This window comes from Saccharopolyspora mangrovi (assembly GCF_035320975.1).
Lineage (GTDB): Bacteria > Actinomycetota > Actinomycetes > Mycobacteriales > Pseudonocardiaceae > Saccharopolyspora > Saccharopolyspora mangrovi.
On sequence record NZ_JAWLNX010000014.1, the window covers coordinates 78,029 to 100,393 of the forward strand.

The window sequence follows — 22,365 nt, forward strand, 5'->3', positions numbered from 1 at the left end:
CCGACTGCCCTGCGGAAGCCGAACGCCCAGGCCGGTCGCAACTCCTGGCGGGATTGTTGGCGCCGAGCCCCTCCGCTGCGGGGCCGGCCTTGAACCCATGCGACGCGCGTTCCGGAATTTCGCCGGGAGTGGAACCTCTCTCACCTGCGGTGTAAGCGTGTAATTCTGTAAGTGGAGGTGGGAGAGATGTTCAACAGGTTCGAACGAGCGGCACGCGGTCGGGGCCGGGGCTGGGGCGGTGGTGGCCGCAGCGAGCCTCCCTCGGCGGAGGACGCGAAGGCGTGGTTCACGGGGCGACTGCCCGAGGGTTGGTTCGTTGCGGCACCGGAGGTCGCTGTCGACCGCGAGGAGATCATCGTGGTCGGCGAGATCCCCGCGGTCGAGGGCGAATTTGCCGACGATGCCGAGCGAGCCGCCGCCGAGAGCGGCCGGATCGACCGGTTTCGGGAGGAGACCCGCGAACAGCGGATCGAGATCGCACGCCAAGCCGAGCACCGGTACGGACGCAAGATCGCCTGGGGCGCGCGGCTCGGCAGTACCGAGGAACTGTTCACCACGCTGTCGGTCCCGGTCATGACCCGGCTGCGCCAGCCCGAACGGCGGGTGCTGGACACGCTCGTCGACGCCGGCGTCGCCCGGTCCCGTTCCGAAGCGCTGGCCTGGGCTGTGCGCCTGGTCGGTCAGCACACCGAGGACTGGCTCGGCGAGCTGCGAGAGGCCCTCGCCAAGGTCGACGAGCTCCGCAAGCAGGGCCCGGAAGAAGCCTGAAACCACACGACCTCAGCGGCGGACGGTGTCCGTCACCCGGCGGGTGAAGCGTCCGAGCCGGGCTGCGAAGGACGTTCGCGGGCTACTCGGCGTGCACGACCGCCTTCTCTTCCGGGGATTCGATGCGGTTGCGCATCGCCGCCCAGTAGAGGACGCCGGGCACCAGCAGACCCAGGAGCCAGGCGATGTCGGCGCCTCCGAGCATCGGCACCAGGAACCCGGTGAAGATGTCTTCGACGTGGGAGAACGGGATTTGCACGGCGATGCCGACGCCGTAGGCGACCAGCGCGGGCACGCACCAGCGCCCGTAGCGGCCGTCCGGGTCGTACATGTCCGCCAGGTCGTAGCGCTCCTTGCGCAGGAAGTAGAAGTCGACCAGGTTGATCGCGCTCCACGGCGTCAGGAAGTACAGCAGGAAGTGCAGGAAGAGCACGAAGTTCGACAGGAAGTCGCCGCGTCCCAGCACCGCGAGCACTCCGCCGATGATGCCGACGAGGGCGACGTAGGCGACGCGGGTGGCGGGCGAGAGCGCGATCGTGCGGGTGAAGGCGGTCATCGTGGTGGCCACCGTCATGTAGCCGCCGTAGATGTTGAGCACGTTGATCACGAACTTGCCGAGGGTGCGATGGCCAGCAGCAGCGGGATCAGCAGCGCCTCTCCACCGAGCCCCACCACGTACGGGACCTCGTTGCCCTTGAACGCGGATCCCGCCACCGAGTAGGCGAGCGCGCCGAACGACATCGCCCAGGTGGCGCCGAGGGTGGTCCCGCCGTAGGTCCACCAGAAGGTGGTGCGCACCCACGTGCTGGTCGGCAGGTAGCGGGAGGTGTCGGCGACGTACGGGCCGAACGTGAGCTGCCACGAGGCGGTCAGCGAGAGCGCGAGCAGGAAGGCCGGGCCGTCGAATTCGGGTGCGGCCAGCACCGCGCCCAGGTCGTGCGTGGTCACCAGCCGGAACGTCAGGTAGACGAACACCACCACCGACACCAGGGAAGCCAGTCAGCCGAACCGGTGGATCAGCCGGTAGCCCACGATCGCGATCGCGGCGGACAGCCCGGCGCAGAGCAGGATGCTGGCGTCCAGCGGAATCCCGGTGATCTTGGCGAGCGCCTGCCCGGCGAGCACGTTGCCGCTGGCGGAGTTGGTGGTGTCGGTTGAGGTCCTGCGCGAGGTCCTGCGCGAGGTCCTGATCAGGGCATTGGACAACCTGCGGGAGCAGGCGGGCGAGCGGGTGGAACTGAACGATGATCTCTTCTGGTCCGTGCCGCCCGAGCTCACCTACGACGTCTACGCGCAGCCGCAGCCTGACCAGTTGACCGTCGGACAGCTCTCTGATTGCTGGAGCAACCTCGTCCGGCTGAACCAGCCTGGCGGCGAGATCCCGCCGTATGCGTTGGTGTGGCTGGCCGACGTCCTCAGAGTTCTCGGCCGCCAGGCTCGTTAGTCGTGGCCGTTCCGCGTGAATGACAACGCCGCGAGCCGGTGCTCGATGCCGTGCTCGGCCGACATCGGATCTGTGGGCTCGGAGGGGCTCCGGGCGCGCGAGATTAACGTTGCTTAAGGCGAGAGGCCGTACTTAGCGTGCGTCACACGTCGCCGCTCGAAGTACCGGGCGGCCGACTCCGAACCGGTTGACGTTCGCCCGATGCCGAAGCTCGCCGGGACTCGAAGCGGGCACTGCGGCACGACCTACACGCCCACGCAACGAGGAAAGGGACAATGATGTCCTCCACTCCTGAGAGCTCGTCCGCGGTGCCCGCTGCCGAGGATCCGCGCCTGACGCGGTTGATCACCCGCAAGCTGATGCCGCTGCTGATGATCGCCTACGTCATCTCGTTCATCGACCGCACGAACATCGGGCTCGCGAAGACGCACCTCGAGGCCGATCTGGGCATCTCGGCGGCGGCCTTCGGACTGGGAGCGGGCCTGTTCTTCCTCGCGTACTCCTTGTGCGAGGTGCCCAGCAACTTCATGATGCACCGCTTCGGGGCGCGGTTCTGGATCACGCGGATCATGGTCACCTGGGGGCTGCTCTCGGCGGGCATGGCATTCGTGCAGGGGGAGACCTCGTTCTACGTGATGCGGGTGCTCCTGGGCATCGCGGAGGCCGGCTTCTTCCCGGGGGTCATGCTGTACCTGACCTACTGGTTCACCCGTCGCCAGCGTGCCGCTGCGATGGGCATGTTCCTCGCCGCGGTTCCGGTCGCCAACATCGTCGGCGCGCCGCTGGGCGGAGCGATCCTCGGACTCGACGGTGCCGCCGGTCTGCACGGCTGGCAGTGGATGTTCATCATCGAAGGGCTGCCCGCGGTGTTCCTCGCGGTGGTCGTGTGGAAGCTGCTGCCCGACGGTCCGCGCGATGCGAAGTGGCTCAGCGAGGAGCAGGCCGGTCGGCTCGAGGCGCACCTCAGGGCCGAGCAGGAGGCCGGGGCGGCGGAATCCGGCACGCACTCCTTCGCCGGGGTGTTCCGGGACAAGTTCATCGTGATGGCCATCGCGATCTACTTCTGCCACCAGATCGCGGTCTACAGCCTGACCTACTTCCTGCCCACGATCATCGATTCGTGGGGCGAGATGAGCAGCTTCACCATCGGCCTGATCACCGCTCTGCCGTGGGTGGCGTCGGCGGCCGGCGCACTACTGCTGCCGCGCTACGCGACCAACGCCGCGCGCTCCCGCAGCATCCTGGTTGGCGGCCTCACGGCGATGACGGTCGGCTTGCTGATCGCCGCGGTCGCTCCGGCCATCGTCGCGCTGCTGGGCTTCTGCTTGACCGCCGCGTGCTTCTTCGTCGTGCAGCCGATCATGTTCGCGGTGCCCTCCACCCGCTTGTCCGGTGCGACGCTGGCCGGTGGGATCGCGCTGATGAACACCCTCGGCATCCTCGGTGGGTTCGTCGGCCCCTACGTGATGGGCCTGCTGGAGGAAGCGACCGGCAGCGCGGTGTCCGGGCTGTGGTTCGTCGCCGCGCTCGTGGCGATCGGTGCTCTGCTCGGGCTCGGATTCCCCAAGCGCGACCCGCTCGTCCAGGACCACGCGGCGAAGGCGGGTCCGCAGACGGCGTACGGGGAATGATCCGCGCCGGAGGCCGCGTCCGCAGGGATTCGAGTTGAAATCGACTGTCCCTGCGGGCTTTCCGGGTCAGCGCCAGCGATGAGCGAGCGCGACCGTTCCAGGTTGCTTAACGTTGCTTAACCCCCTTCGCGGTTCCAGTCTTGACCGCACTGCTCGCGTTCCCTCGCCGGTCACCACACCGCGTCCGACCACTCCACCCGACATGAGAGGTAGCCATGCCCGCGGCCAGGAAAGTCATCATCACCAGCGCCGTCACCGGTGCGATCCACACGCCGTCGATGTCGAAGCACCTGCCGGTGTCGGCCGAGGAGATCGCCGAAGCCGCGATCGGCGCTGCTGAGGCCGGTGCTGCGGTCGTGCACATGCACGCCAGGCATCCGCAGGACGGCCGCCCGTCGCAGGACCCCGAGCACTTCGCGCCGATCCTGGACTCGCTCAAGCGCAACACCGACGCGGTCATCAACCTCACCACCGGCGGTTCCCCGCACATGACGGTCGCCGAGCGGATGCGGCCCGCGGTGGAGTTCAAACCCGAGCTGGCGTCGCTGAACATGGGCTCGATGAACTTCGGGCTGTACCCGATGCTCGACCGGTTCAAGGAGTTCGAGCACGACTGGGAGCGCGAGAACCTGGAGAACAGCCGCGATCTGGTCTTCAAGAACACCTTCGCCGACATCGAGACCATCCTCGAGCTCGGCCGCGCGAACGGCACGCGCTTCGAGTTCGAGTGCTACGACATCTCGCACCTGAACAACCTCGCGTACTTCCAGGGCCGCGGCCTCACCGACGGCCCGCTGTTCGTCCAGTCGGTCTTCGGCCTGCTGGGAGGAATCGGTGCGCACCCCGAGGACCTCATGCACATGCGCCGCACGGCCGACCGGCTCCTCGGTGCGGACTACCAGTGGTCGGTGCTGGGCGCCGGGCGCAACCAGATGCCGCTGGCCAGCATCGGCGCCGCGATGGGCTCGCACGTGCGCGTCGGCCTGGAGGACTCGCTGTGGATCGGGCCCGGGCAGCTCGCGGAGAGCAACGCCCAGCAGGTCACGCGCATCCGCACCATCCTCGAGGCGCTCAACCTCGAGGTCGCCACGCCCGATGAGGCCCGCGAGATGCTGCAGCTCATGGGCCGCTCGGCCGTGGGCTTCTGATGGCCGGGCAGATGGCGAACCAGGACGTGCGCGTCGCGGTGGTCGGCGCCGGGTACATGGGCGGCGGCATCGCCCAGTCCTTCGCGGCTCGCGGCATCGACTGCGTCGTCGTCGACGAGACGGCGCAGCGGTCGCGGGAGCGGGTGCGGCAGCTGCACGACGAGGCGGACGAGTTCGCCGCCGACGGGCTGATCCCGGCAGCGATGGCCGACGCCGTTCGGGCCCGCCTGCGCGCCGCCGAATCGCTCGAAGCGGCGCTGGTCGGCGTCGGCTACGTCGCCGAGGTCGTCCCGGAGCGGGTCGAGGTGAAAGGACCGGTCCTGGAACGGATCTCGTCGGTCGTCGGACCGGAGGTCGTGATCGGGACGAACACCTCGGCCATCCCGATCGGGGAGCTCGCGACGAGCGTCACCGCGCCCGAGCGGTTCCTCGGGGTGCACTGGATGAACCCCGCGCCCTTCGTGCCCAGCGTCGAGGTCATCCCGGCAGCCCGGACGAGCCCGTCGGTGGTCGAGGACGTCGTGGGCTTCCTGCGCGGCATCGGGAAGGTGCCGACCGTGGTCGGCGACTCCCCGGGGTTCGTCGCGAACCGGCTCCAGTACGCGCTGTTCCGGGAGGCCGCGCGCCTGGTGGAGGACGGCGTGGCCGCCCCGGAGCAGGTCGACGAGGTGGTCCGCAACTCCTTCGGCTTCCGGCTGCCGTTCTTCGGCCCGTTCGCCATCGCCGACATCGCCGGTCTCGACGTGTACCGCGACGGGTTCACGACGCTGGAAGCCGCCTACGGCGACCGCATCGGCACCCCGCGCATGCTCGTCGACCAGGTCGAACGGGGACGGCACGGGCTCAAGACCGGGCAGGGCTTCTACGAGTTCGCCGACGGCGTCGGCGCCGATGTGGCCCGCTACCGCGATCGCGCCTACGCCGGGCTCGACCGGCTGCGCGCAGAACTCGGGCAGGTCGCTCTCGTCGAGCCGCGCGACCAGCTGCGCTGACGGCCGTGAGAGCCCGGCCTGCGCTTCCCCCTGAGAAGGACCGAGAGGAGGCTACCGGCATGAAGTCGAGCAACCACGGGCGCAAAACGGGAGTCCGGGCCCTCCGGGTCTCCGCAGCGGACGTCGCCAGGGAAGCCGGGGTCACGCCGGCCACGGTCTCCTACGTCTTCAACGGCCGTGGCGGTGTGTCCGCCGAGATGCGCCAACGAGTGCTGCAGATCGCGCGGGAGATGGGCTACCCGCTCGAACGCCACCACGCCAAGCTCGAAGCCGACCGCACCCGCGTGCTCGGCCTGGTCCTGGCCCACATCGACAACCCCTTCTACGCCGACGTCGCGGCAGGCACCATCGACGCGGCGCGCGGCCAGGGCTACGAGGTCTTCCTCGCCCACACCCAGGAGAGCTCGGAGACGCTGGCGAGCGTCGTCGAGGCGATGATCGCCCGGCGCGTGGACGGCATCGTGCTCACGGTGCTGCACCCCGACGACGGCGGGATCGTCCGGCGGCTGCGCCGGGCCAGGATGCCGTTCGTGCAGTTGATCCGCCGGATCCCCGACCTGCACGCGGACTTCATCGGCATCGACGACGTCACGGCGGCCGAGGAGATCGTCCGCCACGTCGTCGAGCACGGGTACACCGACCTCGCGGTGGTCACCGGACCGCACAACTCGTCGTCGTCGGGCAGCAGGGCGGAGGCGTTCGTCGCCACGGCGAAGCAGCTCGGCGCCCCGGTGCCGCCGCACCGCAGGTTCACCACGAGCCTCACCGCCGAAGGCGGCAACCACGCGGCCCAGCACCTGATCGAAACCGGGGACTTGCCCCGCGCGATCGTCTGCGGATCGGACGCGATCGCCTCCGGCGTGATCGGAAGCCTGCGGGGAAACGGAATCAGGATTCCCGAGGACGTCGCCGTCACCGGCATCGACGGGGTCTTCCCGCCCGCCTCGATGCTGGCCGAGCTGACCACCATCTCCGTTCCCCGCCGGCACATGGCGGAGTTGGCCGTAGACCAGCTCATCCGCCGGATCGACGGCGCGGGAGGGCCCACCCGCGAATCCATCCGGCCCTACGAACTCCACATCGGCACCACCTGCGGTTGTCCGCCGCGTGCGGTTCCCCCGGCGGCCGGCGCGCTCGCCGGCACCACCTGAAACTCGAAGGAGCGAACATGGCAGAACGCATCATCGTCGTCGGAGGCGGCGCGATCGGCGGGGTCGCGGCCGCGCAGATGACCAACGCGGGCCACGACGTCACGGTGCTCGACGCCGACCACCGGCACGTCACCGCGCTTCGTGACCCGGGACTGCTGTTCGAGGAGGTCGACGGCCAGGTCTCGCGCCGCCGGCTGCAGGCCGTGTCGGACCCCGGCGAGCTGACCGGGCACTTCGATTTCGCGCTGCTGACCGTGAAGTCCCTCGCGCTGCGGCCGGCCGTCACACCGCTGGTCGAGGCGGGACTGGTGGACACCTACGTCGCGCTGGGCAACGGTCTGGTCCACGACCTCGTGCAGTCGCTGGTCGGCCGGGACCGCCTGATCGTCGGTCTGATCGAGTGGGGAGCGACCAACCTCGGTCCCGGGCACCTGCAGCAGACCACCGACGCCCCCACGGTCGTCGGTGAGCTCGACGGCAGCAGCACGCAACGGCTCGCCAGGCTGCAACGGGTCCTCGGGAGCATCGCCGAGGCGAAGACCACCGCGACCATCGCCAGCCAGGTGTGGACCAAGCTCCTGCTCAACAGCACCTTCTCCGGGCTCGGCGCCGCGGGCGGCTGCCTGTACCGGGACGTGGTGGCCGACCCGGTCGGGCGCGAGGTGGCCCTGCAGCTCTGGCGAGAGGGCTACGACACGGCCGGCGCCCTGGGCATGACGCTGGGGGAGGTGTTCGCGACCCCTGCCGATCAGCTGCTCACCCGCGACGCCACCGACCGCGCGGCCGCCGAGGACGCCCTCGATCGGCTCATGGTCCGGGCCGGGCCCACCAAGGCGTCGATGCTCCAGGACCTGCAGCGGTCCCGCCCGACCGAGGTCGACGTCATCAACGGCGGCGTCGTCGAAGCGGCCCGGAAGATCGGCCGCGAGGCACCGCTCAACGCGGAACTCACCCGGATCATCCACGAGATCGAATCAGGCGCCCACCGAGCGGGTCCTGAGGCCTTCCGCCGCCTGGCGAGGGTCAGCGGCGACGTCGGAGCCCGGTGACGACCCGAAAACGCCGCCCGTCAGCTCGTCCGCACTGGGCAGCTTACTGCGCAATGCCGCCGGGGTGGGGGGTGCGCGGCCTGCCGGGATCGAGGGCCACCTACGTAGGAAACTCAGTAGTTCTGCCCTGGTCGCGTGAGAGGCCGCGGGGGACTTTGGAGTGCGTCAGATCCGCCTCGCGTGAGAAAGCTCGACCATGTCCTCGCCTCGAACCACAAGTCATGCGCCGCACCAGACATCCCACGTGTACCGCAACCCGTGCACCGGCACCTGGATCTGCGACTCCGTGGGCACCCGCGCCCGGCCTGGGCCCGACAGCGCACGCACCGTCTGCCGGACCCACCTCGAGGCGGTCCGCGTGGCGGTGACCGCGGCTCCCGCGCGCCAGCTGCCCGCGGATGCTCGATTCCCCGTCCTCGACGACGTCCACCCCGCGGAGGGGTGACGATCAGCGGCTCACCGGGATTGAGCCGGACGAGAATCAGGGCTGAGGTCCGCGCGGACGTAGGCGGCGATCTGAGCCCGCGACGTGTAACCCAGCTTGCTCAGGATGTTCTCGACGTGCGATTCGGCGGTGCGCGGTGAGATGACCAGGTGCTCGGCGATCTCCCGGTTCGTCAGCCCCTCCGCCACGAGTCGTGCGACCTGCCCTTCCCTGCGGGTCAGCGGTGAGGAATCAGCCGTGCGGGTCTGTCGAGGTGTCCCGAGCGCGTAGGCGACGGTGGCGTCCGGTGAGAGGTGGGTGCCCGCGGTGTGCTCCGCTGCGAACTGCGCATCGCCCAGCGCTTCCCGCAGGGTGGCGGTGTAGCGCTCGTGGGCCTCCAGGTAGGTGACGAATCCGAACATGGGCTGGCCGATCGGCATCCAGAGCTCCTGGTTGGCGCCCATGAGCCGGGCTGCGCGCCGGTGCTGGCCGGATTCCGCCAGCATCCAGACCAGCACCTCCACGCAGCAGGGGATGCCGAGCCAGTCGCCGAGCTCCCGCTTGATCTCGATGGCCTCGCGCAGCGCCGCCGTGGCCAGGATCTCGTCGGAACGGGTCCAGCCGATGAGCCCCAGCACCCACAGCACCCAGGTCGCCGCCCAGCTTTCGCCGATGTTCCGGCTGAGCCGGCGGCACTCCTCGGCGATCCGTTCGGCCTCCCGGCTGTCGCCCTCGATCAGGCGCAGCCATCCGTGGGCGGCCAGCCCGATCAGCGACTCCGAGTCCACAACCCCGAGCGACCGATACATCGCCTGGGCACCGGACAGCAGCGCCTCCGCGTGGTCGAGGTGATCGCCGAGCAGCATGTTGACGCCGAGGAACTGCTCGGCTCGGGCGAGCGTCACCTGATCGCCCAGTCGCCGGGCGGCGTCGATGCACTCGGTCAAGATCGCCGTGGAACCGATCGGTTCCCCCTGGACCTGGCGGACCCATCCCGCCACCCAGAGCGCCTGGGCCCGCAGCGGCGTGTCGGCGTGGAGCGCGGCGAGAGCCTTGTCGATCCACTCCCGGCCCTCGCGGCTGGCGCCCATGACCCACAGGTGCCGCAGGTCCACCGCCGTCCGCACGGCCACGGACCGGTCCGCGTCGTTGTCGAAGCCGAAGCGGAGCGCTTCGCGGAAGTTGACCTGCTCGCGCCGCAACATCGACGACCACTCCCGCTGCCGCGGTCCCGACCAGTCGTGGCAGGCGCGAGCCGCCAAGTCGGCGAAGTGATGCATGTGCCGCCGGCCTACGTCGAGCTCGGCGTCGGTGCCGCGGAGGATCTCCCGGCCGAACTGCCTGATGGTCTCCAGCACGTGGTACCGGGCTCCGGTGCTGTGGGCCTGGCGGAGCACGACCGATTTGGTCACCAGGCCCGTCACCGCGTCGGTGGCCTCCTGCGCGGTCAGGGAGCCGTGCCCGATCACGGCGAGGGCTGCGTCGAGGTCGAACCCGCCCGGGAAGACCGACAGCCGCGCCCACGCGGTCTGCTCGGCGGGCGAGCACAGCGCGTAGCTCCACTCCACCGCGGCGCGCAGGGTCTGGTGGCGGGCCGGTGCGCCCCGGACCACGGTGGACAGCGCTTGGAACCGGTCTTCGAGGCGGTCCAGGATCTCGGTGACGCCCATCGCCTGCAGCCGCACCGCAGCGAGCTCGATGGCCAGCGGCATCCCCTCGAGCCGGGCGCACAACCTGGCCACGGCCTCGCGGTTCTCGGCATCGAGGGTGAACCCGGGCACCGCGGCGGCCGCCCGTTGGACGAACAGCTCGACCGCTTCGTGATCGAGGGGGTTCCCGTCCGCGCGACCTTCCTCGGAGCTGGTGAAGCTGAGCGGCGGGACGGAGACGACGTGCTCCCCAGGGACGTGCAGCGCTTCGCGGCTGGTCGCGATGATGCGCACCCCGGGAGCCGCGCGCAGCACGGCGGCGATCAGGTTCGCGCACGCGTCGAGCAGGTGCTCGCAGTTGTCGATGACCAAGAGCAGGGACTTGTCCTGCAGGTGCTCGATCAGCACCTCCTCGGAGGACTCCGCCGACCGGTCCGGGACGCCGAGGGCGTCGATGATGGCGTGATCGGTCAGGGCCGGATCGCGGAGCTCGGCGAGCTCGACGAGCCAGACGCCGTCCGGGAAGGCCCGGTGCGCGGCCTCGGCGACGCGAACGGCCAACCGGGTCTTGCCCATCCCACCGGGGCCGAGCAGCGTCACCAGCCGGGCGGACCCCAGCAGCGTGCGGATCTCGCCGACCATCGCCCGTCGGCCGACGAAGCTGGTGACGGTCTCCGAGCGGGGGAGATTGCCCAGACGCCGGGTCATGCCACCCACCAGCTCACGGTCAGCGAGGAGATCAGTGACGCACATCACTGCCGCCTCGAGTGTAGACCTCGACCGCAGCCGGCCGGCGCCGCTGCTCAGCAGGCCGAGGGCACGCGGTCGAGGAACTGAACGAGCACGGTCTCGTGCGGCGCGAGGGGTGCGGCCGGGGACTCGAGGTGCAGGGCTTCCGAGCCGTCCTCGGCGGAGCGGGTCACCCGGAGTTCGACCGCGTGCTGGGCGATCAGGCCCGCGTAGCGGCCAGGGGGCGGAAGCGCGGCGCCTGGCGCGATGATGATCTGGTGTCCAGGCGCGAGGACGCCTTCGACCTCGTGCGGGCGGCCGAGCGCCCGGGTGGCGGCCTGGAGATCGCCGCGTCGCAGGCAGTCGCGGATGTGGGTCGAGGAGCAGCGGGACTCGCCCGTGGGCAGCAGGTGCACGCAGTGCGCGGTGAAGCCGTGGCGCACGCCGAGGCACCGGAGGTCTTCGACGTCGCCGGTGCCGCGGTGGCCGAAGGTGAAGTTGGCGCCGACGACGACGGCCGCGGCGTGCAGGGCGTCGACCAGCACGCGCTCGACGAACTCCTCGGGGCTCATCCGGGCCAGGTGGTGGGTGAACGGCAGGACGCACACCCGATCGACGCCGAGTTCGCGGACGAGGTCCGCTCGCCGTGCGACGCTGCTCAGCGCCGAGGTGTCGCGCGGCAGCCCCAGCACCCGAGCCGGATGCGGGTCGAAGGTGACCAGGACCGTGGGCAGACCGGTTTCGCGGGCGGTGCGGAGGGTGCTCTCGATCAGCCAGGCGTGCCCGCGGTGCACGCCGTCGAAGACGCCGATGGTGACGGCGCAGGCGGGCCAGTCCGGCGGTACCTCGCTGATCCCGCGCCACACGGCACTGTGCTGGCGCAGTTCGCGGATCACGGTTGCCCCCAACGGATTCCGGGATGTTCGTGGGCGGAACCGGTCGTTTCCCGGCGCGGGCAACGCCTCTCGGTTCCGAGGCCAAAACTAGGTCGCAGCGGAGCCCGCCGCGATCCGGATCGCGCAGCACCTGTCCGCATGCCGCAACGACCCGTCAGGAGCACTTCGATCCCGGGGAGCGGCCGGTCAGGGATCGAGCGGCCGGAAGATCGAGGATCGAAACCCATCACGCTGAACAGGTGATCATTCGCTCCTGGTTCAGATACGGTGGCGTCATGAACGACGGGGCCAGGGAAGTCGAGTTGGCGGCAGAGGTTTCGCACGCGGACCTCACCAGGCCGAACATCGCGCGCATGTACGACTACCTCCTCGGCGGGTCCGCCAACTTCGAGGTGGACCGCGAGGCGGCAGAACAAGCTCTCGAACTCGTACCGACCGAACGGGACTACAGCTACACCAACCGCTCCTTCCTCGGCCGCGCGGTGCGCTACCTGGCGACCGAGGCCGGTATCGACCAGTTCCTCGACCTGGGATCCGGGGTTCCCACCGTCGGCAACGTGCACGAGATCGCCCGCGCGCACTGCCCGCAGGCGAAAGTGGCCTACGTCGATTGGGAAGCGATCGCCTGCCACCACGCTCGCCACCTCCTGGGCGAGGACCCGCAGGTCTCGGTCACCGAGCTCGACGTCTGCAACGCCGAAGAGGTGCTGCGATCTCCGGGCGTGGCCGGGCTGCTGGACTTCTCCAAACCGGTCGCGGTCCTGGCGTTCGGGATCCTCGACCTCGTGCCGAGCCCCGACGGGGCGGCGCTGGTCGAGCGTTACCGCGACGCGTGCGCTCCGGGCAGCGCGCTGGCCGTGTCCAACAACGCGCAGATGTCGCGCACCGACGACGAGGTCGCCGCGCTGCGTTCCCTGCTGGCAGGAACATCGACCCCGCACCTGCACATCCGCACCGCCGACGAGGTCGCAGCGCTGTTCCCGGGATACGCGCTGGTCGACCCGGGAGTGGTGCCCGCAGCCCACTGGCGCCCGGACACCCCGGTCAGCGACGAGGAAGCCGCCCGGGGCAACGTGCTCGGCGGCGTCGGCATCCTCCGCAGCTGACCACAGCGGAAACACCGGCACCGAACCCGGAGCGCGGCGAGCGACCGCACCACATCACGCACGCGAAGTACGCGGAGGTGGGGCCGAATTGTTCCACGCCAGCCGGGAAGTCGGAGAGGCGCTGCAGCCGCTCATCGAAGCAGCACTAGCGGTCCTGGCCGGGGTGGACGATGAGGACCGGGGACTCCGCGTGCTGGAGGAGGGCCTGGCTGGTCGAGCCGAGGAGCATGCCGAGGAAGCCTCCTCGGCCTCGGCTCCCGACCACGACGAGCTGGGCGCGGGTGCTCCAGTCCAGCAGCGCGTCCCGGGGGTGGTTGTTGATCGTGGTGCGCTCGACCTGGACGTCGGGGTGCTTCTCCTGCATGCCCGCGAGGCTCTCGGCCAGGACGCGCTCGGGCTCCTGCGGGTCCGGTGCTGGGCGACCGAGGCCGACCTCGCGGATCGAGAGCTCCGCATCTCGCGAGGCGTGCACGGCCACGAGCTTCACCCGCCGCCACGAGGCCTCGACGAAGGCGGCCGACAGCGCGTCGACGCTGGTCTCGCTGCCGTCGACACCAGCGACGACCGGGCCGTCCGGGGCGCTCGGCGCGCGCACCACGGCCACCGGGCAGGCCGCGTGCGCTGTGGCGGACGCGGCCGTCGAACCGAGCAGCATGCCGCTGAAGCCACCGCGCCCGGAGGCGCCGAGCGCGAGCAACCGGGCGCTCTGGGACAAGCGCAGCAACAGCGAGATCGGCTGCTCCTGCACGTACTCGGTGGTCGCGGTCAACGTCGGGGCTGCCGCGGTCGCGCGGCCGTTGGCTTCGCGCAGCCGCGTGCGGGCCAGTTCGTCGATCTCGCTGAACGCTTCCGGCGGCACCGGCATGCTCGCGCCGTAGAAGGCGCGGAAGTACGGTTCGGTCGACGAGACCAGGTGCAGTGACAGGCCGCGGGCCGCGGCCACCTTCGCGGCCCAGGTCACCGCGCTGAGCGCCGGGCCGGAACCGTCGATCCCGACGACGATCGCGTTGCTCAGGTCGGACATCCTCGTTCCCCCTGTTTCGGCGCCGACTGCATCACCCGGAACTGACCGCCACATCGACGATGCCGGAACAACTCTGCGCGCGCTCGCCGAGCCAGGACCCGGTCCTCGCGGACCGCACGGGCTGCGCGGCGGCGGACGCGCAGTGGGCGTGCTGGGACGTCCTGGTTGCTGCAACAACCACTACACGCGTCCGCGCGGAACAGCAGTGATGTGCGGTGCAGAAACGGGCCTTAGCACGTGTGGCGAGCGCCGATACCGCGCGACCGGGCGCCGGGTGGTTATGTCGGAGATTATTGACATGTCGGGTATCGCCGACACATACTCTCTCCATGTCCGAAGACGTCTTCCTCGCTCTGGCCAGCCCATACCGGCGCCGCCTGCTGGAGCTGCTGGCGGACGGACCTAGGACAGCCGGGGACCTGGCCGCTCAGTTCGATCTGAGTCGTCCCGCGGTCGCCGAACACTTGCAAGTTCTACGCCGTGCAGCGCTCGTCCGGGACGAGCCGGTCGGTCGCCAGCGTCTCTATCACCTGGAAGCCGCACCCCTGGAGCAGATCAACGAGTGGCTGCATCCGTTCGAGCAGTTCTGGCGTGACCGCCTGCGCAGCATGGCCGAGGTCTTGGAGAACGAGGAGGATCCACCATGACCTACGCCCGCACCGGGACGATCTCGGTCGACCAGTTCATCGATGCCCCTCCGGCGAAGGTCTGGCGCGCCCTGACCGAACCAGAGCTGCACGCGAAGTGGTGGGCGCCCGGCGATATCGCCGAGCACGTCGGCCACGAGTTCCACCTGGAGATGCCCGGGTTCGGGTCCATTCCGTGCAAGGTCGTGGAATCCGAGCCTCATGAACGTTTCGCGTACCGGTTCAACGGTGACTGGACGCTGACCTGGCGACTGGTCGCTGAGGGGCGCGGAACACGACTTCTGCTCGAGCACTCCGGGTTCGATCTCGACGACAAGCGCGCCCGCGACGCGTGCGAGCGGATGGGTCCTGGGTGGCGCGACACAGTTCTGCCCGGGCTCGCGAAACTCGCCCCAGAGATCAACTGACGCACGCCGCCAGCAGGGGCTCCCGCACGTGGTGGTGTTCGAGTAGTGTCCGGCATCCCAGCCGTTGCACGAGGTTGAAAACGCGTGGGAGGGAATCGAGTTGGTCGACGAGGGGTACGCGGAGATGGAGTACGGGGAGGTTTCCGTGCTCGTCGGGGCCAAGCGCGGTGCCTACCCGTTCGGCAATTCGCTTCTCGTGCGCGGCACCGAGGCAACGATGGTGGTCGATCCGTCGCTGTCGCTGGTCGAGGGAGCGCCGCCTGCGGATCTGGTCCTGGTCAGCCACGCGCACGAGGATCACATCGCGGGACTGGGCAGCTATGACGTTCCGGTCTACGTGCACGAAGCCGACAGCGCCGCGTTGCGCTCTCGAGAGGTCCTGGTCGCCGGATTCGGCCTGGCGCCCGACGCCGTTGCCAGCGCGGACCGCAACCTGCGGGATCACTTCCACGTGGCAGGGCGCCCGGATGCGATCGGGTTCGACGACGGTGCCGTGTTCGATCTCGGCGGGCGCACCGTCACCGCTGTGCACCTGCCCGGTCACACCGCGGGGCACAGCGGCTTCCTGATCGAGCCGGACGGTTTCCTGTTCATCGCGGACATCGACCTGACGTCGTTCGGGCCGTACTACGGCGATGTCGAGAGCAGCCTGGCGGACTTCGAGGCCTCCATGCAGCAGTGCCGGCAGATCGACGCGCGCTGGTACGGCACATCGCACCAGAAGGGCGTGATCGAGGGTGCTGCTGAGTTCCGCGAACGCCTCGACGCGTATGCCGACGTGGTGCGCAAGCGGGACGAAACGCTCCTGGGGCTGCTGGGCGAACCGCGGACCCTCGCGGAGATCGTCGAACACAGGCTGGTCTACCGACCCCATGTCGAAGGAGCGCACGTGGAGCCCGTCGAGCGCAGGACAGCGGAGCGGCACCTGGAGCGCTTGATGGCCGACGGCCTAGTCGCGGAGGTCGAGCCCGGGCGCTACCGCGCGACGTAACACGCGTGACCGGTCAGGAGCTGGGACAGGGGAGTCAAGATCCTCTGGTGCGCCACCCGTGGCCGGGGCTCTCCGCAGGCCGACGATGTCACGGTGACGAAATGGCGCGGGTTCTCCGCCGCTGGGGCTGACGTTGCGTCACTCCGGCCGGTCCTTCGGTGGGTTCTCCATGGGCACGCCGTCTTCGGAGAGCGGGGGAGTGGGCAGGTCCGCGCTCGAGGTGAGCGGTGCCGCTCCGGTCAGGGGTCTTCCAGCTGGTTCTTCGAGGAAGAGGGTGCTCGCCAGCCCGATCGCTCCTGCTCCGATGAGGTAGTAGCCGGGCCAGTCGAGGTTCCCCGTCGTGGTGACCGCGACTCCGATGACCGTGGGTGCCGTCCCGGCGAATGCTGACACGAAGACGTTGAAGATGATGGCGAGGCTGCCGTAGCGGATGAACGTCGGAAAGAGCGTGGGCAGGGTGGACGGGGTCACCGCGGCGAAGCAGAGCAGCGCGAAACCCATGATCATCAAGCCTGCGACCTGACCGGGGAGGCCTGTCCGCAGCAGCCACACCGAAGGAAGGCCGAGCAGGATCAGCGACGCGCTGCCGGTGAGCAGGATGGGTTTCCTGCCTATCCGGTCGCTGAGCTTGCCGACGAAGACGATGACGATCAGCATCGCGAGCATGACGGCAACCTGCAGCGTGGCCGACACGGCCCCGCTGGTCCCGCTCTCGCCGTGTCCGGGCAGGGTGGTCGTCAAGTAGGTCGGCACGTAGTTCGTCAGCACGTAGTTGGTGACGTTCCAGGCGACGATCAGTCCGCCTGCGATCAGAACCGCAGAGCGGTAGTGCTTGGCCAAGATCTGGAACACCCGCCGAAGTGCCATGGTGGCCATCGCCGGCGAGCGCTCCATCTGCTGCCGGAACGCCGGGGTCTCCTCGAGGTCCCTCCGGAGGTAGAGCCCGGTGACGCCCAGCGGGAGGGCGAGCATGAAGGGAAGCCGCCAGCCCCACGTGAGCAGATCGTCTTCCGGCAGTGCGGCCACCAGGATCGAGGTGATACCTGCGCCGAGCATGTACCCGATGAGCGTGCCGAATTCCAGCAGGCTCCCGAGGGAGCCGCGCCGCCGGTCCGGGGCGTACTCGGCGACGAGGGTGAGGGTTCCGATGTACTCGCCGCCCACCGAAAAGCCTTGCAGCATGCGGATGAACAGCACGAGCAGCGGCGCTGCGATGCCGATCGCGCCGTAGCTGGGAACGAGTCCGAGCAGCGCAGTCGCGAACGTCATGAGGAAGATCGTGGCGGACAGAACTCTGGTTCGGCCGAAGCGGTCCCCCAGCGGTCCCAGGATGACTCCGCCGAGGGGGCGGACCAGGAACGCGGCGGCGAAGGTGCCCAGGGTGAACACCGGTGCCCACACGCCTGCGTCGGGGAAGAAGACCCGATCGAGGGCGAGGGCGATGTAGGAGTAGGTGCCGAAGTCGTACCACGTGGCGACGTTGCTCAAGGCCGCTGCCGTTGTCGCGCGACGAATCGTCTGCGCGTCCTCGATGGCCGGCTTGCCGCCCGTCCCCGGTGGCACGGGCGTGTCGTTCACCCTGCCGGTCCGTTCAGCGGGACGTCCGCTCGGGACGTACGAGGTCGACGCATGATCACCTTCGGCGCGCACAGCTGATATATCTATGCACGATAATAGATGTGTCTCAGAGGGTCAAGGCTTTCGGGTGCAGCTACGGGCCTGCGAGCTGCTGCAAGCGTTCGAGGATCTCCTCGGCTGCCTCGCCGAGAACTCGCGCCACGGCGGGGAAATCGGACGCGTGGAGGTGCTCGCTGTCGGCGGTGACGCTCAGCGCTCCGGCCACGCGCCCGCCGGGGCCCCGCACGGGGACGGCGACGGAGTGGAGCTCGGCGTCGAACTCCCCGACCGCGGTCGCCCAACCGCGGTCGCGCACCCGGTTGAGGTCTGCGGCCAGGGCGCCGCGCGAGACGATGGTGCGCTCGGTGAAGCGGGGCAGCGGTTGCCGCAGGAATTCGTCGAGCTTCTCGAAACCGAAGTTCGCCAGCAGCACCTTCCCGCTCGCGGTCGCGTGCAGCGGTAGTCGGAGCCCGATCCAGTTCCGCTCCGTGCTCGGCTCCTGGGTGACGGTGGTGGTGCCTCCGCCGTCGAGGACGCTGATGCTCACGGTCCCGCGCAGCTCGGCGGCCAATCGCGTGCAGGTGGATCTTCCCTCCCCCGCGATGTCCAGCTGCGCCGCGGTGGCGCCGGCGAGCCGGACGATGCCGAAGCCGAGCTGGAACTTGCCGCGAGAGCCCACTTGTTCGACGAACCGGAACTTCTCCATGGTCGTCATCAAGCGGGACGCGGTCGACTTGTGCACGCCCAGCTCGCGTGCCAGCTCGGTGACGCCGGAGGGGCCGCGCTGACCGAGGAGGACGAGCATGGACAGAGCTCGCTCCACGGCCTGGGTGGCGGTCCGGGGCTCAGCGGCCCCTGCGGCCTTGCTCTTGTTGTGCATCCTGCAACTCCGAAATCGGCGCGGGTTGATTTGGGATCGGTTAATTGACGGGAAACGATAAGTGTCGGATGCTCTGTTGCGAATCACACGTCGTGTTCCGCAATCAGCAACAGGAGCAACGATGATCTTAGTTGGCGCGGCGGCCGACATCCCGGTCGGAGAGTCTGTACGTGTGCAGGGCAGCGTGGCAATCGCGGTCTTCAACGCGGACGGGACCTTCTACGCGATCGACGACACGTGCACCCACCAGGACGCGTCGCTTTCGGACGGTTGGCTCGAGGACTGCGCGGTCGAGTGCCCCTTGCACGCCGCCTGCTTCGACCTCCGCACCGGAAAGCCCAGCGGGCCGCCCGCGCGGAAACCCGTGCGAACGCATGAGGTGGTCGTCGACGACGGGCAGGTGTTCGTGAACGAGACGGTCGAAGTGGGCGCGGAGGTCGCCGGAGTGCTTGGCGAAGGGGTTCGTTGATGCAGACCATTGCCGTTGTCGGCGCGTCCCTCGCCGGGCTGACCGCAACCCGATCCCTGCGCGATCAGGGGTTCGAGGGGCGCATCGTCGTGGTCGGCGACGAGACCCACGCGCCGTACGATCGCCCGCCCCTGTCGAAGGAGTTCTTGGCGGGGGCGGTTTCGGAAGAGGACCTGAAGCTGGCGACGCCCGAGGACGACGAGCTGAGCGCGGAGTGGCGCCTCGGGAACCCGGCGACTGCTCTCGACACCGGTGATCGGGCGGTGGTGCTCGACGACGGCGAGCGGATCGTGGCCGACGGCGTGGTGCTGGCGACCGGCGCCCGGGCCAAGAACCTCCCCTGGAACCTGCCGAAGGGCGTCCACACCCTTCGCACGCTCGACGACGCACGGGCGCTGCGCGACGAGCTGGTCGTGGGAACCCGCCTGGTGGTGATCGGGGCGGGGTTCATCGGCTCCGAAATCGCCTCGACGGCAGTGGGCTTGGGCGTGGAAGTCGATGTCGTCGAAGCCGCGCCCGTGCCGCTGCTGAAGGCGCTCGGGACGGAGATGGGCGAGGTCTGCGCCGGGTTGCACGCCACGAAGGGCGTGCGGCTGCACACCGGTGCCACGCTCGCCGAACTGGTCGGTCGTGAGCAGGTGACGGCGGTCCGCTTGTCCGACGGTCGCGAACTGCCCGCCGACGTGGTGGTCGTCGGGATCGGCGCGGAACCGTGCGTGGAATGGCTGCACGGGTCTGGCGTCGACCTCGATGACGGTGTTGTGACCGACGCGCAGGGCCTGACGAACGTCCCCGGCGTCGTCGCGGTGGGGGACTGCGCCAACTCGCACCGCAACTTCCTCGGTGCGCCGCGCCGCATGGAGCACTGGACCAATGCCCTGCAGCAGCCCGCGGTCGCGGTGTCCGCCCTCCTCGGCGGGAGCTACGTACCGCCGGCGCACCACGAGGTGCCGTACTTCTGGTCGGACCAGTACGGTCACAAGATCCAGTTCGCCGGACGCCGCACTGAGAGCTCCACGGCCGAGGTAGTCGAGGGGAGCGTCGATTCACTCGACTTCCTCGTGCTCTACCGCGATCAAGAAGGGAACCCGGAAGGGGTTCTCGGGATCGACCGCGCCCGCTCGTTCGGGCGGTGGCGGCGCCAGCTGGCGGGACGCCTGCCGGCCGGGCGTTGATCGCAGTTCGCCCGTCCCGCAGGCGCTGTGGCTCCCGGGCGTGGAGCGGGCTCGCCTGCTCCACGAGCCCCTCGGGAATCGCGTCGGCTGCTCATGGCCGCGCTTGTGCGCCGAGGAAACCGGGTCCGTGGACGCGGGGCGGGGTGAGGAACGCGGGAGGCCGGGAGGCGCCGCAAAAAAGGTCGCACTGCGCTCTGGACTGATATACCAGTCGCATGTCACAGTGGGCGCCGGAATCGCGTTGTCGCCCTCAGTCGCGTCCTCGCAAACCGGAACACCGGTCTGGCGGCCGTCCATCGGCAGGTGCGCCCTGGCCGAGGAACCATCGTGGAGAAGGAGAAAGGCGTTATGCCACAAGAGGTCCGCGGAGTCGTCTCGCTCGCGCAGGGCAAACCCGTCACGGTCGAGACGATCGTGGTCCCCGACCCCGGTCCTGGTGAGGCCGTCGTGCGGGTGCAAGCGTGCGGGGTGTGCCACACGGACCTGCACTACCGGGAGGGCGGGATCAACGACGAGTTCCCGTTCCTGCTCGGGCACGAGGCCGCAGGCGTCGTGGAATCGGTCGGTGATGGTGTCGCCAACGTCGCCCCGGGCGATTACGTGATCCTGAACTGGCGCGCGGTCTGCGGGCAGTGCCGTGCCTGCAGCAAGGGCAAACCGCAGTACTGCTTCGACACGCACAACGCGACGCAGAAGATGACGCTGACGTCGGGGCAGGAGCTGAGCCCGGCACTGGGGATCGGAGCCTTCGCGGAGAAGACCCTCGTGGCCGCCGGGCAGTGCACCAAGGTCAACCCGCGGGTGGAGCCGCAAGTGGCGGGATTGCTCGGATGCGGCGTGATGGCCGGAATCGGCGCCGCGATCAACACCGGAGGCGTGGGCCGCGGTGATTCGGTCGCGGTCATCGGCTGCGGAGGTGTGGGCGATGCGGCCATCGCGGGTGCGGAGCTCGCCGGAGCCAGCACGATCGTGGCGGTGGACCGAGACCCGCGGAAGCTCGACCAAGCCAGGGAGTTCGGTGCCACGCATCTCGTGGACGCTCGAGTGGCCGACGTCGTCGAGGCCATCCGGAGTCACACCGGGGGGTTCGGCGCCGACGTGGTGGTGGACGCCGTGGGACGCCCGGAGACCTGGAAGCAGGCGTTCGAGGCGCGCGACCTGGCCGGCACGGTCGTGCTCGTCGGGGTGCCGACGCCGGACATGATGGCACCGGAACTCCCGTTGATCGAGTACTTCGGCCGCGGCGGTGCGCTCAAGTCCTCGTGGTACGGCGATTGCCTGCCCTCGCGTGATTTCCCCGCGCTGGTCGACTTGCACCTGCAGGGTCGGTTGCCGCTGGAGAAGTTCGTCACCGAGGAGATCTCCCTCGACGCGGTCGAGGACGCCTTCGAGAAGATGCACCGCGGTGACGTGCTGCGTTCGGTGGTGGTCTTGTGAGCCCGATCGAGCACCTGGTCACCTCGGGCACCTTCTCCCTGGACGGGGGTACCTGGGAGGTCGACAACAACGTCTGGTTCATCGGTGACGAGCGCGAGGTCCTCGTCATCGACCCCGCGCACGACGCCGATGCGGTCGCGGAGCGGATCGGCGATCGCAGGTTGACGGCGATCGTGTGCACCCACGCGCACGATGACCACGTCAACCAGGCACCGGTTCTGTCGGACCGCTTCGATGCGCCGATCCTGCTCGACCCGGCCGAAGCTCCGCTGTGGAAGCTGGCGCACCCGGACCGGCAACCGGACCGGGAGTTGTCGGACGGTCAGGTCATCGCGGTGGCCGGTATCGAGTTGCGCGTCCTGTCGACGCCGGGGCACTCACCCGGCTCCGCCTGCCTCCACGTGCCGGAGCTGAAGACGATCTTCACCGGGGACACGCTGTTCCAGGGCGGGCCGGGGGCCACCGGGCGGTCCTACTCCAGCTTCGACACGATCATCAGCTCGATCAGCCGCGACTTGCTGGCCCTGCCGGGGGAGACGACCGTCCACACCGGACACGGAGGCTCCACCACCATCGGGGACGAGGCTCCGCACCTGGAGGAGTGGAGAGCTCGGGGGTACTGACCGCCCCGGCCCTCGCGAGAAGTCGTCGCCCTCGGGCTGTTGACCGAGGGCGCAACGACGCCTACCTTGACATGTAACTGATATATCAACCATCAAACACAGATACAC

General features: G+C 69.4%; 24 protein-coding genes. 16 read left to right on the forward strand and 8 right to left on the reverse strand.

Features of this window, described 5'->3' with window-relative positions; genetic code table 11:
• The first annotated feature begins 186 nt into the window (after positions 1–186).
• On the forward strand, positions 187–768 hold the full coding sequence (locus R4I43_RS20080; RefSeq protein WP_324267197.1) for a hypothetical protein: 582 nt from the start codon (positions 187–189) through the stop codon (positions 766–768).
• Positions 769–850: 82 nt separating this feature from the next.
• Here R4I43_RS20080 and R4I43_RS20085 read toward each other — a convergent pair whose 3' ends face one another.
• The 3 genes from R4I43_RS20085 to R4I43_RS20095 are packed head-to-tail and all read right to left on the reverse strand — an operon-like array spanning position 851 to position 1,893.
• Entirely contained in the window at positions 851–1,375 is a 525-nt protein-coding gene (locus R4I43_RS20085) for a cytosine permease (RefSeq protein WP_324267198.1), read from the reverse strand.
• Positions 1,372–1,749: a hypothetical protein gene (locus R4I43_RS20090; RefSeq protein WP_324267199.1), complete on the reverse strand. Its 378-nt coding sequence runs from the start codon at positions 1,747–1,749 to the stop codon at positions 1,372–1,374. Before R4I43_RS20090 ends, R4I43_RS20085 begins: the two co-directional genes overlap by 4 nt.
• 18 nt (positions 1,750–1,767) lie before the next feature.
• Positions 1,768–1,893 carry a hypothetical protein gene (locus R4I43_RS20095; RefSeq protein WP_324267200.1) on the reverse strand — a complete coding sequence of 42 codons (126 nt, stop codon included), beginning with the start codon at positions 1,891–1,893 and terminating at the stop codon, positions 1,768–1,770.
• A gap of 22 nt (positions 1,894–1,915) precedes the next feature.
• Here R4I43_RS20095 and R4I43_RS20100 point away from each other — a divergent pair, with 22 nt between their 5' ends.
• The 7 genes from R4I43_RS20100 to R4I43_RS20130 all read left to right on the forward strand — a co-directional run bounded on the left by R4I43_RS20100 (position 1,916) and on the right by R4I43_RS20130 (position 8,628).
• Complete coding sequence (locus tag R4I43_RS20100) at positions 1,916–2,212, forward strand: hypothetical protein (protein WP_324267201.1); 297 nt, start codon at positions 1,916–1,918, stop codon at positions 2,210–2,212.
• A gap of 278 nt (positions 2,213–2,490) precedes the next feature.
• On the forward strand, positions 2,491–3,843 hold the full coding sequence (locus R4I43_RS20105) for an MFS transporter (protein ID WP_324267202.1): 1,353 nt from the start codon (positions 2,491–2,493) through the stop codon (positions 3,841–3,843).
• Between the two features lie 215 nt (positions 3,844–4,058).
• Positions 4,059–4,991, forward strand: coding sequence for a BKACE family enzyme (locus tag R4I43_RS20110; RefSeq protein ID WP_324267203.1), 933 nt, complete (start codon positions 4,059–4,061; stop codon positions 4,989–4,991).
• 11 nt (positions 4,992–5,002) lie between these two features.
• Entirely contained in the window at positions 5,003–5,983 is a 981-nt protein-coding gene (locus R4I43_RS20115) for a 3-hydroxyacyl-CoA dehydrogenase family protein (RefSeq protein ID WP_324267204.1), read from the forward strand.
• A gap of 59 nt (positions 5,984–6,042) precedes the next feature.
• Entirely contained in the window at positions 6,043–7,134 is a 1,092-nt protein-coding gene (locus R4I43_RS20120; protein ID WP_324267205.1) for a LacI family DNA-binding transcriptional regulator, read from the forward strand.
• A 17-nt stretch (positions 7,135–7,151) separates the two neighbouring features.
• Complete coding sequence (locus R4I43_RS20125) at positions 7,152–8,183, forward strand: ketopantoate reductase family protein (protein ID WP_324267206.1); 1,032 nt, start codon at positions 7,152–7,154, stop codon at positions 8,181–8,183.
• A 244-nt stretch (positions 8,184–8,427) separates the two neighbouring features.
• Entirely contained in the window at positions 8,428–8,628 is a 201-nt protein-coding gene (locus R4I43_RS20130; RefSeq protein ID WP_324267207.1) for a hypothetical protein, read from the forward strand.
• Positions 8,629–8,639: 11 nt separating this feature from the next.
• Here the strand turns inward: R4I43_RS20130 and R4I43_RS20135 are convergent, their stop codons facing one another.
• On the reverse strand, positions 8,640–10,964 hold the full coding sequence (locus R4I43_RS20135; RefSeq protein WP_324267208.1) for a LuxR C-terminal-related transcriptional regulator: 2,325 nt from the start codon (positions 10,962–10,964) through the stop codon (positions 8,640–8,642).
• 95 nt (positions 10,965–11,059) lie between these two features.
• Positions 11,060–11,893 carry a cytidyltransferase gene (locus tag R4I43_RS20140; RefSeq protein WP_324267209.1) on the reverse strand — a complete coding sequence of 278 codons (834 nt, stop codon included), beginning with the start codon at positions 11,891–11,893 and terminating at the stop codon, positions 11,060–11,062.
• Between the two features lie 263 nt (positions 11,894–12,156).
• On the opposite strand from R4I43_RS20140, the gene R4I43_RS20145 reads away from it, so the two are divergent.
• Positions 12,157–12,987, forward strand: coding sequence for an SAM-dependent methyltransferase (locus R4I43_RS20145; RefSeq protein WP_324267210.1), 831 nt, complete (start codon positions 12,157–12,159; stop codon positions 12,985–12,987).
• A 145-nt stretch (positions 12,988–13,132) separates the two neighbouring features.
• Here the strand turns inward: R4I43_RS20145 and R4I43_RS20150 are convergent, their stop codons facing one another.
• Positions 13,133–14,011: a universal stress protein gene (locus R4I43_RS20150; RefSeq protein ID WP_324267211.1), complete on the reverse strand. Its 879-nt coding sequence runs from the start codon at positions 14,009–14,011 to the stop codon at positions 13,133–13,135.
• Between the two features lie 329 nt (positions 14,012–14,340).
• On the opposite strand from R4I43_RS20150, the gene R4I43_RS20155 reads away from it, so the two are divergent.
• From R4I43_RS20155 to R4I43_RS20165, 3 genes are all read left to right on the forward strand, one after another.
• Complete coding sequence (locus tag R4I43_RS20155) at positions 14,341–14,658, forward strand: ArsR/SmtB family transcription factor (protein WP_324267212.1); 318 nt, start codon at positions 14,341–14,343, stop codon at positions 14,656–14,658.
• Complete coding sequence (locus tag R4I43_RS20160; protein WP_324267213.1) at positions 14,655–15,065, forward strand: SRPBCC family protein; 411 nt, start codon at positions 14,655–14,657, stop codon at positions 15,063–15,065. Before R4I43_RS20155 ends, R4I43_RS20160 begins: the two co-directional genes overlap by 4 nt.
• A gap of 100 nt (positions 15,066–15,165) precedes the next feature.
• A complete protein-coding gene (locus R4I43_RS20165) occupies positions 15,166–16,056 on the forward strand; it encodes an MBL fold metallo-hydrolase (protein WP_324267214.1) in 891 nt (296 codons plus the stop codon).
• 138 nt (positions 16,057–16,194) lie between these two features.
• Here the strand turns inward: R4I43_RS20165 and R4I43_RS20170 are convergent, their stop codons facing one another.
• Both R4I43_RS20170 and R4I43_RS20175 read right to left on the reverse strand, forming a co-directional pair.
• On the reverse strand, positions 16,195–17,634 hold the full coding sequence (locus tag R4I43_RS20170; RefSeq protein ID WP_324267215.1) for an MFS transporter: 1,440 nt from the start codon (positions 17,632–17,634) through the stop codon (positions 16,195–16,197).
• Positions 17,635–17,767: 133 nt separating this feature from the next.
• On the reverse strand, positions 17,768–18,553 hold the full coding sequence (locus R4I43_RS20175; RefSeq protein ID WP_324267216.1) for an IclR family transcriptional regulator: 786 nt from the start codon (positions 18,551–18,553) through the stop codon (positions 17,768–17,770).
• 121 nt (positions 18,554–18,674) lie between these two features.
• On the opposite strand from R4I43_RS20175, the gene R4I43_RS20180 reads away from it, so the two are divergent.
• From R4I43_RS20180 to R4I43_RS20195, 4 genes are all read left to right on the forward strand, one after another.
• The gene (locus R4I43_RS20180) at positions 18,675–19,022 is read left to right on the forward strand and encodes a bifunctional 3-phenylpropionate/cinnamic acid dioxygenase ferredoxin subunit (protein ID WP_324267303.1); all 348 of its coding nucleotides are present in this window, start codon (positions 18,675–18,677) and stop codon (positions 19,020–19,022) included.
• Positions 19,022–20,197, forward strand: coding sequence for an NAD(P)/FAD-dependent oxidoreductase (locus R4I43_RS20185; RefSeq protein WP_324267217.1), 1,176 nt, complete (start codon positions 19,022–19,024; stop codon positions 20,195–20,197). The genes R4I43_RS20180 and R4I43_RS20185 overlap by 1 nt, the downstream gene beginning before the upstream one ends.
• Positions 20,198–20,545: 348 nt before the next feature.
• Positions 20,546–21,634, forward strand: coding sequence for an S-(hydroxymethyl)mycothiol dehydrogenase (locus R4I43_RS20190; protein WP_324267218.1), 1,089 nt, complete (start codon positions 20,546–20,548; stop codon positions 21,632–21,634).
• Positions 21,631–22,257 carry an MBL fold metallo-hydrolase gene (locus tag R4I43_RS20195; RefSeq protein WP_324267219.1) on the forward strand — a complete coding sequence of 209 codons (627 nt, stop codon included), beginning with the start codon at positions 21,631–21,633 and terminating at the stop codon, positions 22,255–22,257. The genes R4I43_RS20190 and R4I43_RS20195 overlap by 4 nt, the downstream gene beginning before the upstream one ends.
• The last annotated feature ends 108 nt before the right edge of the window (positions 22,258–22,365 follow it).

Coding starts and splice junctions, on each gene's coding strand:
- R4I43_RS20080 (WP_324267197.1), top strand. CDS start 187: ATGTTCAACAGGTTCGAACGAGCGGCACGCGGTCGGGGCCGGGGCTGG.
- R4I43_RS20105 (WP_324267202.1), top strand. CDS start 2,491: ATGTCCTCCACTCCTGAGAGCTCGTCCGCGGTGCCCGCTGCCGAGGAT.
- R4I43_RS20110 (WP_324267203.1), top strand. CDS start 4,059: ATGCCCGCGGCCAGGAAAGTCATCATCACCAGCGCCGTCACCGGTGCG.
- R4I43_RS20115 (WP_324267204.1), top strand. CDS start 5,003: ATGGCGAACCAGGACGTGCGCGTCGCGGTGGTCGGCGCCGGGTACATG.
- R4I43_RS20120 (WP_324267205.1), top strand. CDS start 6,043: ATGAAGTCGAGCAACCACGGGCGCAAAACGGGAGTCCGGGCCCTCCGG.
- R4I43_RS20125 (WP_324267206.1), top strand. CDS start 7,152: ATGGCAGAACGCATCATCGTCGTCGGAGGCGGCGCGATCGGCGGGGTC.
- R4I43_RS20135 (WP_324267208.1), bottom strand. CDS start 10,964: ATGACCCGGCGTCTGGGCAATCTCCCCCGCTCGGAGACCGTCACCAGC.
- R4I43_RS20145 (WP_324267210.1), top strand. CDS start 12,157: ATGAACGACGGGGCCAGGGAAGTCGAGTTGGCGGCAGAGGTTTCGCAC.
- R4I43_RS20150 (WP_324267211.1), bottom strand. CDS start 14,011: ATGTCCGACCTGAGCAACGCGATCGTCGTCGGGATCGACGGTTCCGGC.
- R4I43_RS20155 (WP_324267212.1), top strand. CDS start 14,341: ATGTCCGAAGACGTCTTCCTCGCTCTGGCCAGCCCATACCGGCGCCGC.
- R4I43_RS20160 (WP_324267213.1), top strand. CDS start 14,655: ATGACCTACGCCCGCACCGGGACGATCTCGGTCGACCAGTTCATCGAT.
- R4I43_RS20175 (WP_324267216.1), bottom strand. CDS start 18,553: ATGCACAACAAGAGCAAGGCCGCAGGGGCCGCTGAGCCCCGGACCGCC.
- R4I43_RS20180 (WP_324267303.1), top strand. CDS start 18,675: ATGATCTTAGTTGGCGCGGCGGCCGACATCCCGGTCGGAGAGTCTGTA.
- R4I43_RS20185 (WP_324267217.1), top strand. CDS start 19,022: ATGCAGACCATTGCCGTTGTCGGCGCGTCCCTCGCCGGGCTGACCGCA.
- R4I43_RS20190 (WP_324267218.1), top strand. CDS start 20,546: ATGCCACAAGAGGTCCGCGGAGTCGTCTCGCTCGCGCAGGGCAAACCC.